This is a genomic window from Streptomyces sp. NPDC097595, from assembly GCF_044761525.1.
GTDB classification, from domain to species: domain Bacteria; phylum Actinomycetota; class Actinomycetes; order Streptomycetales; family Streptomycetaceae; genus Streptomyces; species Streptomyces drozdowiczii_A.
This window is the reverse complement of record NZ_JBIWCN010000026.1, coordinates 1-14,671: the sequence shown is the minus strand read 5'-3', so window position 1 is coordinate 14,671 and position 14,671 is coordinate 1. Positions and strand designations below refer to the sequence as shown.

Sequence of the window (14,671 nt, the reverse complement as noted above, 5' to 3'; positions counted from 1 at the left end):
CAGCGGCCGCCAAGGCCGTGATCACCATCATGGTGAACAGGGACTGGTCAAGGACGTGCGGGATCACGTCGGCGTTGAGGATGTCTGGATCGCCTCGCGCCGTCCGCGACGTCAGGTGGTCTCGCGGCGCTGCTTCATCTCGGCTTCGGCGATGTGGTCGCGGCCGCCGCTCAGGGCGTCGCGCACCCGGCGTTCCACTTCGGTGAAGCGCCGGTGGTAACCCTCGTCGTACGCTTCGACGATCTGGAACGTCCACATGCCCGGCAGGACGTCCGTGCCCTGTACCTCGCGCTCGACCAGGTCGGCCTGTTCGTCATGTCCGGCCTCGCGTAGCCGGCGCACCGCCTCGCCAACCGTCTTGTCCGCGCCGCCGGTCAGCTGGTGGAAGTCGTACAGGCGCCCGCGGGCCCGTTGCGTGGTCTCCAGGGCCCGGGACAGCAGCCCCAGCGCCTCCACCGTAGCGTCGTCCATCCCTGGCAGCCGCTCATGCCGTTGCGACCTCTGAGCCTGTCCCTGCACGTTGTCGACCATCGCCGCCTGCCTTCCTTCAAGTAGCGGGCCCGTATCCGGCCGCCGGTACCGCTCCAGTCTGCTCCAGCAGGCAGCGAACGATGCTCAAGCATCGCGGTCGTATGTCTCCTACGGCCGCGCGGCCTCCGGGGACCGCCCCCTCAGCGCTGTCCGGGCGCCGTCCTGATCCGTGCCGCGGCCACGCCTTCTCCGGGGGCGCCAGACCGGCGGGCCGGGTTTACGCCGTGACCTGCGGCCACCGCATGATCGTTCGTCTTCATACGCTGGTGAGCAACGGTGGCCGTGGCCATTGCAGGCAGGAGGAGCATGATGCAGTTCGCCACCGTCTTCGACGGCCCCCTCCTGCTGCCCGACGGGCGCATCGCAGTCGGCGATGTCAAGCAACTGACCCGCCTCACCGCGGCATGCGACCACTCAAAGCGCCGCTGTCGCACCGCGATCACGATCTACAACTGGAGTATGAGCACGCGTGCACATCAGGCTGGGTGACGTGGGAACGGTTCGCCTTCCAGCGGCAAGCGATCACGGTAGTACTCAGAATCGAGCCATTCCTCCTTCACGATGACCGGTCTGGAAACCTGCACTCCATCAACCGACTGAGAGCGTAGAAGAACCTCCATCTCGGTCAATGCAAGTGAACCATCGGAGGTATACAACACGGAAAGCTCGTGTTCCTCGGCAAAGTCGAACAGGAGCGGCTGAGCCTCTGTGGATTTGCGGCCAGAAAGATCGAAACCGAATAGCAGGATCTGCGGTCCCTGGATGGCATCGAAAGCTACGCATGCCAGGCGATTTTCGTCATAGAAAACCTTCACCCCGTCAGGGAAATCTTCCTGTCCGTAGGGGCCATCAGTCACTCGCTGCCCCTTGGTACCAAGCACTGTCGCAACCTCAGATGGGTTCATGCCGAATCGCAGTGGACCTACCCCGAGCCCAGGCATAACGTCCCAGCTCTTTCGCGCCTCGTTTCGATTCACGTAACACGCCCCTCCCAAATCCAGTATGGCGCGACAGCATAGGCGAGCCTTAGAAGGTTTCTCATGGGGTGCTCAGCTAGTCGGCCGTGCGCGTGAGAAACGTCTGGAACTCAGCGGCGAGGTTCCGCATCTCCTCGCCGGCCGCATGCACGGTGGTGGTCTCGAAGTGCCACTCCTCGGACGGAGGCCGGTCGTGGATGCCCCACGTCAGGTGGACGTAGCCGCCCGGGCGATGTTCCGCCGAGATCGTCAGGTCGCGTTCCAGGGAGCGCCAGCCGCGCGCGCCTTCCCAGCCGCGGAAGTCCTCGGCCAGTGAGGAGAGGAAGGTGTCCAGGCCGTCGCCGTCCCACGTCCGCACCAGGGTCTCGATGCTGACCCACTGCCCACGAGCTTTTACGAGGAAGTCGAGTGTGGGGTCTTCCCCGTAGGGTCTCGTCGGCTCGGAGAAGAGCAGGTGGACCGGGATCGGTCCGGGGTGTCCTACGCGTAGCGCGGGGCCATCTTCGGTCATGTGAGCAGGTTAGGACTTGTCCGGTCGATCATGTGCAGAGCCACATCGCGACGGCAGCCGCGGTGACGGTGCCGAGGAAGACGTACCCGCGCTTGTCGTATCGAGTGACGACCGCCCGGAAGGGGGTGGGCAGGGCCGTCGTCCAGGGCCACGAAGACCCCGAACCGCTCGACCGCAAGAGCGGGAGGACGTCGCGGAGGATGCCTCCCGACTGCGTACCGGCAACGCTCCACGGGCGATGGCGACCTGGCACAACCTCGCCATCGGAGCCCTACGACTGAGCGGTGCCACGAACATCGCAGCCAGCCTGCGCCGCAATGCCCGCGACCCGCAACGGGTGCTCGCTCTGCTCGGCCTCGCCTGATCTCGAAGTCGCCGTGGGCAGGGCCGGCGACGCCATACCAGGCGGATCGACCAGGCCAGGGCGACTCCTCTCGATACTCAAGCAAGTCCTTGACTAAAGGGCGCAGTCCAATAAACTCAAGCACATGCTTAACCATCAAGTCTCGCTGGACCGGGTCTTCCAAGCCCTGGCGGACCCCACCCGCCGGTTGCTGGTCGACCGGCTCATCCGCGGACCTGCCACGGTGAGCGAACTGGCCCAGCCCCTGCCCATGTCCCTGGCAGCGGTCCTCCAGCACGTCCAGGTGCTGGAAGCGAGCGGACTCGTGCGTTCCGAGAAGGTCGGCCGCGTGCGGACCTGCCACATCGAGTCGGCCGTCCTTCGAGAGGCCGAACAGTGGATCGCCGCGCGCCGCACCTCCTGGGAGAGCCGCCTGGACAGACTGGGCGACCACCTCGCCGACACATCGACCACCCCCACCGAGCGGAGCAGCACATGACCCAGCGCAGCGTGACCCACGGCACCTTCGTCATCGAGCGCCTCTACGACGCGGCACCCGCCCGGGTCTTCGCGGCCTGGGCCGACCCGGCCGCCAAGACCCGGTGGTTCAACGGCACCGCCGGCACCCCGATGGACCTCGACTTCACCGAGGGCGGCGTCGAGCGCACCAGTGGAGGCAAGGAGGGCGGCCCGGTGTTCAGCTACGAGGCCCGCTTCCAGGACATCGTCAGCGGCGAGCGGATCGTGTCAACCAACCAGATGCACGCCGACGGCACCCGCATCTCCGTCAACCTCGTGACCGTGCAGTTCCTGCCGGAGGGCGAGGGAACCCGTCTCATCCTGACCGACCAGGGCACCTACCTCGACGGACACGACAACCCCGAATGGCGCGAGAGCGGCACCCGTACCCAGCTCGACGCCCTGGCCACCGAACTCGGCAGCCCCATCAACACCTGAACAACGCACGCGCAGGCACCGCCGAACCCCGGCGGCGCCTGCGCCCCTAACACACAAGGCGCACACCACAGGACTTCGCCGAGGCCCTGGTCCAGCAACACCCAGGAGTCTTCAGCGCAGCCCGCTCGGCACAGCACGCTGCACCGTTTGGTTCGTCCCGGCCCGCGCGGGCACGGGGCGCTGCCCCTGGTCTTCCCGAAGGGGCCTTTCTTCTCGCCTTGCCGGGCCCGAGCCTTGACGTCGAGGGCCGTCCGGCGGCGGCCGGGAATGTGGGTGACGTGATGCACGCGAGGCTGCCGCAGCAGGGTTCGCTCCCCGGACGGACAGTGGGGGTGAGCAGGCGGCCCTCCGACTCCGTTCCTCCGTTGGCCGCCCTGCAGCGCAGCATCGGCAACGCGGCGGTCACTCGTGTACTGACCGGCGCGCCCCTGCAGCGCTACGCCGAACCGGACGCTGAGCGGGACGTCGCGGACACCGCGCCGTACGACCGGATCTCGGAGAACGGGAGGATCGCGGTCTCCGGCCGCCAGGATGCCTTCGCGGAGGCGGAATTGATCGCATCGGCGAACGCGGCGCTGGCCGCGTCGGAGCAGGTCCGGATCCGCCTTGAAGCGGGCCGCGAGGTGGTGGTCGGCGGCCGGGTGCTGCACCGGGTGCTGCCTGTCTTCGCGTCGAGTGAGGCGGCCGAGGCCGCACAGGCGAACAGCGAACACGAGCCCATCGCGGGTGAGAGCGCGCAGGACAGGGAGGCGAAGCTCGACTCCTACCGGCGGAGCGTGGTTCAGCCGCCCGCCGCGCTCGGACTGCTCCTCCAGGACATCGCCAGGCTGTCGGGCGGGGGCCGCCCCAGCGACAGGAGCATCAACGGCGTACACCAACGGCTGCTCGCACTCGCGATGGAGAACCAGGGCGCGACGTGGGCCGCCGAGAACGTTCCGCTGAACCCGCTGCTCGACCCGGTCGACTACCTGAAGACGGCGGGGCGGCTCATCGGCGTGATCGTCATGGAGTACGCCGACTCCCGGGAGCCGGAGCGTGTGATGCAGGACCTCCTCATCACGCTGCCCAACGACTGCCAGGCCGCCGCGCAGAGACTGCTCGGCACCAGGACGGGCGACCTTCAGCAAGCACCGGCCGAACCCGGGGTAGGCCAGAACCACTACGTGAACCTGAGCGACACACCCGGCCGGTGGAACAACCATTTCGGCGCGGTGATCATGCGGGACGGCGACGACACCCTCACCTTCGAGGCGGCGGCCGACAGCACCAGCCGTATCAGCGAAGGGAAGTCCCTCGGATACTTCGCGCTGTACGGGAAGCACGGCACCTCGCAGTCCTTCGACGCGGACCTGCGCCGGCAGAACACCGCGGGGAACGGCTGAACAGCTCTCGCTCGCGACGCCATCTGCTCGCCGGAAGTGGAGCAGGCGCCGAGTCCGGGCAGGTAGGCGGCGTACCTCACAGCGTGTCAGCCGATCGGACCCGCCTCGGCGGGGAACTGTGGGGTCATGACGCCACAGCTCGGACTTCCCGAAAGCATCCAGGCCTGTCTCTTCGATCTCGACGGAGTGGTCACCAGGACGGCGGTGGTGCACGCCGCCGCCTGGAAGGCGACCTTCGACGCCTTCCTGCGCGAGCGTGACGGAGCGGACTTCCGCCCCTTCACCGACTCCGACTACGACCAGTACGTCGACGGCCGCCCCCGGGCCGACGGCGTCCGCTCCTTCCTGGCCTCCCGGGACATCGAACTGCCCGAGGGCACCCCCGACGATCCACCGGACGCCCGGACCGTCAACGGCGTCGGCAACCGCAAGAACGAGCTCCTGCTGGAGAAGATCCGTACCGACGGTGTGGAGCCGTACGAGGGCACGCTGCGCTACATCGACGCGGTCCGCGCCGCCGGGCTCGCCACCGCGATCGTGTCCTCCAGCGCCAACACCCGCGACGTGCTGCACTCCATCGACGCCGAGCGACTGTTCGACGTACGCATCGACGGTGTGGTGGCCCGGGAACGGAATCTGCCGGGGAAACCGCACCCCGACACCTTCCTGGCCGCCGCCCGGGACCTCGGGATCGAGCCGTCCCGGGCCGCCGTCTTCGAGGACGCGCTGGCCGGTATGGACGCGGGCAGGTCCGGGCACTTCGGCTTCGTCGTGGGCGTCGACCGCGTCGGGCAGACCGACGCGCTGTACGCCCACGGCGCCGACCGTGTCGTGAAGGACCTCGCCGAACTCGGAGGCAGCGCGTGATCACCAACCGGACGTACACCGTGGAGCCCTGGCGCGTACGCGAGACGGCTCTCGACCTCGATCTCCTGGCGCAGAGCGAATCCGTCTTCGCCCTGTCCAACGGCCATGTCGGCTGGCGCGGCAACCTCGACGAGGGCGAACCGCACGGCCTGCCCGGCAGCTACCTCAACGGGGTGTACGAACTGCACCCGCTGCCCTACGCCGAAGCGGGGTACGGCTACCCCGAGTCGGGCCAGACCGTCATCAACGTCACCAACGGGAAACTGCTGCGGCTGCTGGTGGACGACGAGCCCTTCGACCTGCGCTACGGGCAGCTCGGCAAGCACGAGCGCACCCTGGACTTCCAGCGTGGTGTGCTGGAGCGGAGCTGCGAGTGGACCTCGCCGGCGGGTAGGACCGTCCGGGTGCGTTCCACCCGCCTCGTCTCCCTCACCCAGCGCGCCATCGCCGCCGTGCAGTACGAGGTGGAGCCCGTCGACAGCCGGACCAGGGTGGTCATCCAGTCGGAGCTGGTCACCAACGAGAGTCTGCCCTCGTCCGACGGCGACCCCCGGACGGCCAAGGCGTTGCAGTCCCCGCTGGAGCCGGAGGAGGACCAGGCCGTCGGGTCCCGGCTGCGTCTGGTCCACCGCACCCGGCGCAGCGGCCTCAGGGTCGCCGTGGCCGCCGACCATGTCGTGGACGCCCCCGGGGAGATCACCACCAGCAGCGAGAGCAACACGGATGTCGCACGCCTGACCATCACCTCCGTCCTGGACCCGGGACAGCGGCTGCGGGTGCAGAAGACCGTCGCCCACGGCTGGTCGGGGGCCCGTTCCCGGCCCGCGATGGGCGATCAGGTCGAGGCGGCGCTGGCTGCCGCCGCGCATGGCGGCTGGGACGAACTGGTGGCCCAGCAGCGGGCCTACCTCGATGACTTCTGGGCCCGTGCCGACGTCGAGGTGCACGGCGACGAGGAGATCCAGCAGGCCGTCCGCTTCGCGCTCTTCCATGTGCTCCAGGCCGGTGCCCGCGCCGAGCAGCGGGCGATCCCGGCCAAGGGGCTGACCGGTTCCGGGTACGACGGCCACGCCTTCTGGGACACCGAGATGTTCGTACTCCCCCTCCTCTCGTACACCGAGCCCAAGGCGGTCGCCGAGGCGCTGCGCTGGCGGCAGGCCACCCTGCCCGCCGCCCGGGACCGGGCCACCCAGCTCGGACTGCGCGGTGCCGCGTTCCCCTGGCGGACCATCGACGGCTCGGAGGGCTCCGCGTACTGGCCGGCCGGGACCGCCGCCTTCCACGTGGCCGCCGACATCGCGCACGCCGCGGTGCGCCACGCGGCGGTGACCGGCGACACCGCGTTCGAACGCGAGACCGTCCTGGAACTCCTGGTGGAAACGGCGCGGTTGTGGCGCTCACTGGGTCATCACGACCCTCACGGTGTGTTCCACATCGACGGCATCACGGGGCCGGACGAGTACAGCGCCGTCGTGGACGACAACACGTACACCAACCTCATGGCCCGCTCCAATCTCCTCGCCGCGGCCGACGTGTGCGAACGCCATCCGGAGGAGGCGGCCGGGCTGGGTGTGAACGAGGAGGAGAGCGCCGCTTGGAGGGATGCCGCCGAGGCCGTGCACATCCCCTACAACGAGGAGATCGGCGTGCACGAGCAGCACGCCGGCTTCACCCACCACCAGCGCTGGGATTTCGCGAACACGCGCGCCGACCAGTACCCGCTGATGCTGCACTTCCCCTACTTCGATCTCTACCGCAAGCAGGTGATCAAGCAGTCGGACCTCGTGCTGGCGATGTACACCTGCGGCACCTGGTTCGACGCCCACTGCGACGAGGACCAACTGGCCGCGAACTTCGCCTACTACGAGCCGCTGACCGTACGGGACTCCTCCCTGTCGGCGTGCTGCCAGGCCGTCGTCGCCGCCCGGACCGGGCATCTGCGGCTGGCCTACGACTACACCGCCGAGGCCGCGCTGATGGACCTGGCCGACCTGGAGCACAACACCCGCGACGGACTGCACATCGCCTCGCTGGCCGGTACGTGGATGGCGCTGGTCGCCGGATTCGGCGGCACCCGCCGGGACGGCGACAGCCTGCGATTCGCGCCCCGCCTGCCCGAGAAGTTCAGCCGCCTGGCCTTCCGGCTCCAGTTCCGCGGCCGGTGTCTGCAGGTGGAAATCGGGCCCGACAAGGCGACGTACTCGCTGCTGCTCGGCGATCCCCTGACGATCCACCACCACGGCACGGAGGTACACGTGAACGGTGAGGGGCCCGTCACCCTCGCGATCTCGCCGCCGAAGCAGCGGCCCACGCCCGAACAGCCACTGCACCGCCGTCCGGGCACCACCGACCGGCCGGGCCCCGAGCAGGGGTGAGACGGGAGTACCGGTCGGGCTGAGCGGAAGGCGGCCCAGGGGACCACAGCTGCCGACTGGCGCTCCTGCTAGCGTCATGCGGTGATTTCTCTGGGGGAACCCGCGTTCTTCACTCGCCTGCACGACGCGCGACGGGTACTCATCGCCGGTGCGGGCGGCGGCTTCGACGTGTACGCCGGACTGCCGCTCGCACTCGCGCTGCGGTCGGCGGGCAAGGAGGTGCACCTCGCCAACCTGTCCTTCGCCGACTTGTACGGCCTGGACCTCGATGTGTGGGTGGACCAGGACGTCGCCGCCGTCGGGCCCGACACACCCTTGCGTGGCGATTACTTCCCTGAACGGACGCTCGCGCAGTGGCTCGTGACGCAGGATCTGCCGTCGACCGTGTACGCCTTCCCGAGCATCGGGGTCGTGCCGCTGCGGACGGCCTACCGGACGCTGATCAAGCACCTCGGTGGCGTTGACGCGATCGTGCTGGTGGACGGCGGCACCGACATCCTGATGCGCGGCGACGAACACGGTCTCGGCACACCGGAGGAGGACATGGCGAGCCTCGCCGCCGTGAGCGGGCTCGACGAGGTCGCGCACCGGTTGGTGGCCTGTCTCGGCTTCGGGGTGGACGCGTTTCACGGCGTGAACCACTCGCTCGTGCTGGAGAACCTGGCCGCTCTGGACCGGGACGGCTCCTATCTCGGCGCGTTCTCGCTGCTCGGGGCGGGGCGGGAGGGTGCGCTGTATCTCGACGCGGTGACGCACGCCCAGCGCCACACCGCGAGTCACCCGAGCATCGTGAACGGATCCGTGGCCGCCGCCGTGCGGGGTGACTTCGGCAACGTCCGGTTCACGGAGAGGACCAGGGACAGCGAGTTGTTCATCAACCCGCTGATGGCGCTGTATTTCTGTGTGGACCTGCCTGGCCTGGCCCGCCGGAATCTCTACCTGGGCCTGCTGGAAAGGACTTACCTGATGCGGCAGGTGAGTTCCGTGATCGAGGAGTTCCGCACCACGCTGCCCCGTCAGCGTCCGCCGAGGGCGTTTCCGCACTGACCGTTCCTGCCGGGAGTCGCCGCGCAGGCGATGCACCTCGGCGTAGATGCGGAGGGTGTGAGGATGCATGCGCCCGGCGTGCGACGCCCTGCCCTCCTGTGTGCGCCGCTGCCGGGACCGGGCGCGGCGGCCCAGACTGACTACCGTTTCGCGGCCGGGCATCGCCTTCGGGTCCGGTCGCGGCCGTCGGGCGGCCCGCGCCGCCCGACGACGGGCGTGCCGCAGACCGCGTTTGCGGTCCGCGGGACGAGTCGAGGAGGGGAAGTCGTGCACAGACACTTATCGGATCGGCCGCGCCGGACCATGCCGTTTCTGCGCGCCGCCGTGACGTCCGGCCTGGCGTGCGCGGCGGCATTGGCCACCGCACTGCCCGCGGCCGCCGCAACGGGCACACCTGCGATCACCTCAGCCATGTCCGAGCCCGCCTCGGGCGTCGGCGCGCATCTGGTCGCCGCGGCACCTGCGCCCCGGGCGGCGACCGTGCTCTTCGAGGAGGGGTTCGAAAACGCCCCGGGCGTTCCCCGCCCGCTGACCGCGTACACCGGGGCTCCGCCGCTCGCCGAGACGTACACCGCCGACCCGGCCTGGCTGACCGTCTGCAACGGCTGGCTGGTCTCGGCCGCGGACCCCGCCACCGCCCCGGCCGGCAGCGGCTGCGGGACCTCCTGGCCCTCTCTGCAGGCCATGGCGTCGGCGCTGGCCGAATGGACCGGCGGCGACCCGGTCGGCAACCACGCCGTCACCGCGTACACCGCGGGGAATCCGGGAGCCGGGAAGACGCAACTGGAGACGGTGCAGCCGATTCCGGTGGCGTCGACCGGCCGCTTCCTGACCTTCTCGGTGGACGCGGCGGCCGTCAACTGCTTCGCCGCGCATCCGCTGCTGGAGTTCTCCCTGCTCGACGAGCAGCGGGTCGTCCCGGCGTTCACCGATCCCATCGACACGTGCGACGACGCCCGCACGGTCACCGCGAACGGCACGCACGTCGGCACCTACGCGGGCGACGACGCCGTGCTCTTCTCGGGGTCCTCGGTCGGTGTCCGCATGGTCAACGCGCAGGCCAGCGGGACCGGCAACGACGGCGCGATCGACAACCTCCGGATCATGGACGCCACCCCGCAGCTCAGTACCGCCTTCGATCCCGACCCGGTGGGCGCCGGCGACCCGACCGCGCTGACCTTCACCGTCACCAACACCACCGAGAAGGCGGCCAAGCGCGGCTGGTCCATCACCGAGCAGCTACCGCCCGGGCTCGTCGCCGACCCCGACTCCGCCACCACCAACTGCTCCTCCGGCACGGTCGCCGTCGCCCCCGACGGACACGGTCTCACCGCCGGCGGGGACCTCACCGCCGGTCAGGAGTCCTGCGCCATCACGATCCGGGTGACCTCTGCCCGCAGCGGCACTTACACCCTGTGCGCCACGGCGACCACCGCCCGGCACGGCATCGATCCGCCCGGCTGCACCTCGGTGACGTTCGTGGCGCTGCTCATGGACGCACACGCCCAGGCCGTCGCGGCCGCACCATTGGCACCTTCGGACGTCACCTGCACCGAGGACCCGGCCACCGATGGCGCCCAGCTGGGCAACACCCATTTCGGCTCCTCCACCGGCGCGTTCACCTCCGCCGCGACCCACGCGGCGGGCACCGCCGGCATGGGCAGCGCCCGTACGGCCACCTCGACCGCCACCGTCAACGGACTGCATCTCCTCAGCGGTCTGATCAGCGCAGGCACGGCAACAGCCACAGCCACCGCGACCGCACCCACGGCACTGGACACGATCACCGCCACCGGCACGACCACCCTCACCGGGGCCCGCGTGGGCAACACCACGGTCGCCGCCCACCCGGCACCGAACACCGTCATCACCCTCCCGCAGCTCGGCACGGTCACCCTCAACGAGCAGCGTGTCTACGGCGACGGGCACGGTCTGGTCGTCAACGCCCTGCACGTCCGGCTGTCCGACGGCACCGACATCGTCGTCGGCGGCACCCGCGCCTCCCTCACCCGGACCCCGGGCCCCTGCCCCTCACCCTGACACCCGAATCGACCGACCAGCCCCGTTGGTTCCGAGTGCCAACCCGCTCGTCCCCTCCCGTACACGACCACGGGAGCGGGACCGAGCAGCCTAAGGGGCTCACACCAGCGCTTCGTGTTTCGCCCATGCCGCCTCGAACGGGTAGCGGGTGCGCCAGGTATCGAAGACTTCGCCGACCTCCGGCGCGGCGAGCGGTGGGGCCCGATCGGTTGGACACCGTATGGCTGCGTCGGCAACGCAGTGCTGCCGTGGATGATTGCGGGGTGTTGGTCCAAGTGGAAGCAGTGGGGCAGGCCGCCGACGGGCGCGCGAGGGTTCGGGTTCGCTCGGAGGTGGGTGCCGCAACGGCATTCTGGTGCGGCGGTCCGACGGGAGTCGGCCGCCAACATCATGTGGAGTGGACTGTTGAAGAGGACGTGGCCTGGGGCGGCAACACTCGGCCGGCTACATCATTTTCACCCGGGGCGGATGAGGAGGAAGGCGGTCGGATCGTCTTTCGGGGGCGGCTGAGCCTGACGGGCGATGGCGGAGCGGTGCTGGACGTAGCTGGAACCCACATCCTGTTTGACCTGGCCGACCCGCCGCCACCAATTGCAGTCGATGGGGCGTGGGTCGAGATCAGTCTGGAGCGGAGCAGCCTCAGCCTGTGGCCCTACCTGCTGTGATGCGCAGGACCCCGACTCTGCCACCGTTCCGCCGGCGCGACTCCTGAGTCAGGAGGAAGTGCCCTGAGCAGGGCAGTGCCAGTCAGCCGAATCCAACCTGATGTCCTTGACAGTTCGGTGAGCGCCGAACCGACCGGCCGGTAGCGTGCCGAGTCCTGCGCGGGAGGCGCCGGCGCAGGACATGCAGCGGAGGCGATCCGATGTCCGAACCAGATCTGAAGCAGCAGCTCGCCGCGCGGTTTCGCGAGGCGCACCGCATCATGGCGGCTTGGAACGCACGGTGCTGGGCACAGGAAAGTCAACTGGCTTCGAAGACAGGATCAGTGGGACCGCGCAACCTCGCGCGCACCGAGAAAGCGAGACGTCATGCCGCTGACATTCCGCAAGAGCTTCAGGATCCTGCCCGGTGTCCGCCTCAACATCAACCGGAAGTCCTGGTCGATCACCACCGGTGGTAAGCACGGAACCCGCCACACACGAAGCAGCACCGGGCGCCGGACAACCTCGATGAACCTCCCCGGCCCCTTCGGCTGGCGCAAAACACGCCGCAGCTGACCCGTACAGCCCGGCATACGCGGGCCCCCGGCCGGAAAGGCCTGGGGCCCGCTCCATCCTCCAGCGCAGCCTGGCCCGCTCGCACGCGGCGGGCTCGGGGCCGGAGGTGGAGCGGGAGGTCGTACGGGCACTGATGCTCCTGCGGCTGTCCACCCTCGCCACCGGCCGTACGGGCGTACGGGCGTACGGGTGCGGACCGCGCAGGCGTACGCCGCGCTGCTCAACGCCGGCATCACCCCGGTCGTCCACGAGTACGGCTCGCTCGGCTGCTCGCGCGACCTCGCCCCCCCTCGCGCACTGCGCCCTCGCCGTCATGGGCGAGGGCGAGGTCCGCACCGCCGACGGTGTCCGCAAGCCCGCCTCGGAGGCGCTCGCCGCGTCCGGCATCACGCCGGTCGTCCTGGAGGAGAAGGAGGGCTTGGCGCTCATCAACGGCACCGACGGCATGCTGCTCCTCGCCGCCCGCGACCTGCGCCGCCTGTTGCGCATCGCCGACATCGCCGCCTCGATGAGCGTCGAGGGCCAGCTCGGCACCGACGCCGTGTTCGCCGCCGACCTCCAGGCGCTGCGCCCGCACCCCGGCCAGGCCGACAGCGCGGGCAACCTGCGTGCCATGCTGGCCGGTTCAGGCATCATGGCCGGCCACCGGGGGCCGGAGTGCACCCGCCTCCAGGACGCGTACTCGCTTCGCTGCACGCCACAGGTCCACGGCACCGCCCGGGACACCCTCGGCCACGCCGAACTGGTCGCCTCCCGGGAACTGTCGAGCGCCATCGACAACCCGGTGGTCACCGTCGACGGCCGGGTGGAGAGCAACGGCAACTTCCACGGCGCCCCGGTCGCCGCCGTCCTCGACTTCCTCGCCATCCCGGTCGCCGACGTCGCGTCGATCTCCGAGCGCCGCACCGACCGCTTCCTCGACCCGGCCCGCAACCACGGACTCAACGCGTTTCTCGCCGACGATCCAGGCGTCGACTCCGGCCACATGATCGCCCAGTACACGCAGGCCGCGATCGTCTCCGAACTCAAGCGGCTCGCGTCTCGGCCGCGTCCTCGCCGTGGAGCTGTACACCGCCGCCCGCGCCCTCGACCTGCGCGCCCCGCTGACCCCGTCGCCGGCCACGGCGGCGGTCCGCGACGGCCTGCGCGAGACGGTCGACGGCCCCGGACCCGACCGCTGGCTCGCCCCCGAGATCGAGGCCGCGGTCCAGTACGTCGTCTCCAGCCGCGCCCTGACCGCCGCAGAGTCGGTCACCGGCCCACTGGCCTGACCGAGGCGGCAGACCGTCCGGTACGGACCGTGCCGATACAGAAGGGAACCCGAGTGGCACCCGAGACACTGCGAGCCGACTCCCGAACGCCCGCACCGTGGAAAAACGGTGGGGGTATGACGAGGGAGGTCGCGATCCATCCGCCCGGAGCGGGCACGGACGGCTTCGGGTGGCGGGTGAGCGTCGCCGATGTCACGAGCGGCGGGCCGTTCTCCGCGTTTCCGGGGGTCGACCGGATCATCACCCTGGTCGACGGTCCGGGCATGGTCCTCACCGTCGACGGCGTGCCTCGGCGGATGGACACGCCGTACACGCCGTTCGCCTTCCCAGGGGACGCGGCCACGGAGTGCCGGCTGCTCGGCGGCCCGGTCGTCGACTTCAACGTGATGGTCCGGCGTTCCGAGCTGACGGCGCGGGTGCGCGTCGCCCGCGACGGCACCTCGGTACGGGCCGCAGCCGGCACCCGCGTTCTGGCGGTCGTCCTCGGCGGGTCGGCCCGGCTCCGGCACGCGTCGGTCCGCCTCAAACCTCTCGACGCGGCGCTGTTCACGGCGGGGGACGCCGACCGCCTCGACGTCGACGGGGTCCTGGCGATCGTTGACCTGGTGGACCGTCCAGGCCACGGAATCGGCGCCCAACGGCGCTTGGGGCGCATGTGACGGGCGGGGAGTGCGGGGCGGAGAACCGGGTACAGGGGTGCACGGCCCTGACCGGTTGGTTCAGGTGGAGAAAGACGGTTCTTTGATGCTGATGGCCCACCCCGCGGTGCTGCGGAATCTGATCGACCAGTACGAGACCCTCGCCGCCTTGGACGCGTCGCGCGCGGACAGCGCGCAGGTGCGCCAGTGCATGAATGATGTCGCCTACACATTGTGCGTGTCCACCGGCACCCGCGACATCGACGCGGCACTGATCGCGGCCCGGCACCAACTGCCCGGGGCCCGCACGCTCGACGACTCGGCCCTGAACGCGGGCTGAGCCCCGACTCCCCTCGGCTTCGAGTCGGGCATCTCCCTACGATGACGGCGCTCCGCCGAACAGGACGACGATCGATCTAACCTCGCGCTTTCACGAACGAGCCTGTCCGAAGCGTGATCAAAAAGGTGAGGAGTGCCTCTGACCTGGGACGATAGGACTTGTCTAGGGTCCG

At 69.7% G+C, this 14,671-nt stretch carries 15 protein-coding genes and 1 pseudogene; 13 read left to right on the top strand and 3 right to left on the bottom strand.

The features are described 5' to 3' along the window. Positions 1-111: 111 nt before the first annotated feature. Positions 112-471, bottom strand: coding sequence for a hypothetical protein (locus ACIQZN_RS31200; RefSeq protein WP_404001069.1), 360 nt, complete (start codon positions 469-471; stop codon positions 112-114). Positions 472-837: 366 nt separating this feature from the next. Here ACIQZN_RS31200 and ACIQZN_RS31195 point away from each other — a divergent pair, with 366 nt between their 5' ends. Further along, positions 838-1,020, top strand: coding sequence for a hypothetical protein (locus ACIQZN_RS31195; RefSeq protein WP_404001066.1), 183 nt, complete (start codon positions 838-840; stop codon positions 1,018-1,020). Here ACIQZN_RS31195 and ACIQZN_RS31190 read toward each other — a convergent pair. Both ACIQZN_RS31190 and ACIQZN_RS31185 read right to left on the bottom strand, forming a co-directional pair. Continuing rightward, positions 1,008-1,388, bottom strand: a complete 381-nt coding sequence (locus tag ACIQZN_RS31190; RefSeq protein WP_404001063.1) for a hypothetical protein — start codon at positions 1,386-1,388, stop codon at positions 1,008-1,010. The genes ACIQZN_RS31195 and ACIQZN_RS31190 overlap by 13 nt on opposite strands. A gap of 196 nt (positions 1,389-1,584) precedes the next feature. After that, positions 1,585-2,019 (bottom strand): DUF6228 family protein, encoded by a 435-nt coding sequence (locus ACIQZN_RS31185; RefSeq protein WP_404001061.1) that lies wholly within the window; start codon positions 2,017-2,019, stop codon positions 1,585-1,587. A 238-nt stretch (positions 2,020-2,257) separates the two neighbouring features. On the opposite strand from ACIQZN_RS31185, the gene ACIQZN_RS31180 reads away from it, so the two are divergent. From ACIQZN_RS31180 to ACIQZN_RS31125, 12 genes and pseudogenes are all read left to right on the top strand, one after another. Continuing rightward, positions 2,258-2,383, top strand: coding sequence for a hypothetical protein (locus ACIQZN_RS31180; RefSeq protein ID WP_404001304.1), 126 nt, complete (start codon positions 2,258-2,260; stop codon positions 2,381-2,383). Positions 2,384-2,507: 124 nt separating this feature from the next. Next, entirely contained in the window at positions 2,508-2,861 is a 354-nt protein-coding gene (locus ACIQZN_RS31175; RefSeq protein WP_404001058.1) for an ArsR/SmtB family transcription factor, read from the top strand. Continuing rightward, positions 2,858-3,319 carry an SRPBCC family protein gene (locus tag ACIQZN_RS31170; protein WP_404001055.1) on the top strand — a complete coding sequence of 154 codons (462 nt, stop codon included), beginning with the start codon at positions 2,858-2,860 and terminating at the stop codon, positions 3,317-3,319. The genes ACIQZN_RS31175 and ACIQZN_RS31170 overlap by 4 nt, the downstream gene beginning before the upstream one ends. Positions 3,320-3,684: 365 nt before the next feature. Continuing rightward, positions 3,685-4,701, top strand: a complete 1,017-nt coding sequence (locus tag ACIQZN_RS31165) for a hypothetical protein (RefSeq protein ID WP_404001053.1) — start codon at positions 3,685-3,687, stop codon at positions 4,699-4,701. A 126-nt stretch (positions 4,702-4,827) separates the two neighbouring features. Further along, positions 4,828-5,568 (top strand): beta-phosphoglucomutase family hydrolase, encoded by a 741-nt coding sequence (locus tag ACIQZN_RS31160; protein WP_404001050.1) that lies wholly within the window; start codon positions 4,828-4,830, stop codon positions 5,566-5,568. Beyond that, positions 5,565-7,943 (top strand): glycoside hydrolase family 65 protein, encoded by a 2,379-nt coding sequence (locus ACIQZN_RS31155; RefSeq protein ID WP_404001047.1) that lies wholly within the window; start codon positions 5,565-5,567, stop codon positions 7,941-7,943. Before ACIQZN_RS31160 ends, ACIQZN_RS31155 begins: the two co-directional genes overlap by 4 nt. Before the next feature lie 81 nt (positions 7,944-8,024). After that, the gene (locus tag ACIQZN_RS31150; protein ID WP_404001044.1) at positions 8,025-8,990 is read left to right on the top strand and encodes a DUF1152 domain-containing protein; all 966 of its coding nucleotides are present in this window, start codon (positions 8,025-8,027) and stop codon (positions 8,988-8,990) included. Positions 8,991-9,401: 411 nt separating this feature from the next. Continuing rightward, entirely contained in the window at positions 9,402-11,030 is a 1,629-nt protein-coding gene (locus ACIQZN_RS31145) for a choice-of-anchor P family protein (protein WP_404001042.1), read from the top strand. A 1,031-nt stretch (positions 11,031-12,061) separates the two neighbouring features. Next, on the top strand, positions 12,062-12,250 hold the full coding sequence (locus tag ACIQZN_RS31140) for a DUF4236 domain-containing protein (protein WP_404001039.1): 189 nt from the start codon (positions 12,062-12,064) through the stop codon (positions 12,248-12,250). Between the two features lie 40 nt (positions 12,251-12,290). Then, a pseudogene (locus ACIQZN_RS31135) lies at positions 12,291-13,521 on the top strand (aromatic amino acid lyase); the annotation flags it as partial. A 29-nt stretch (positions 13,522-13,550) separates the two neighbouring features. Then, the gene (locus tag ACIQZN_RS31130) at positions 13,551-14,180 is read left to right on the top strand and encodes a HutD family protein (RefSeq protein WP_404001037.1); all 630 of its coding nucleotides are present in this window, start codon (positions 13,551-13,553) and stop codon (positions 14,178-14,180) included. An 85-nt stretch (positions 14,181-14,265) separates the two neighbouring features. Continuing rightward, on the top strand, positions 14,266-14,499 hold the full coding sequence (locus ACIQZN_RS31125; protein ID WP_404001034.1) for a DUF5133 domain-containing protein: 234 nt from the start codon (positions 14,266-14,268) through the stop codon (positions 14,497-14,499). Positions 14,500-14,671: the final 172 nt, after the last annotated feature.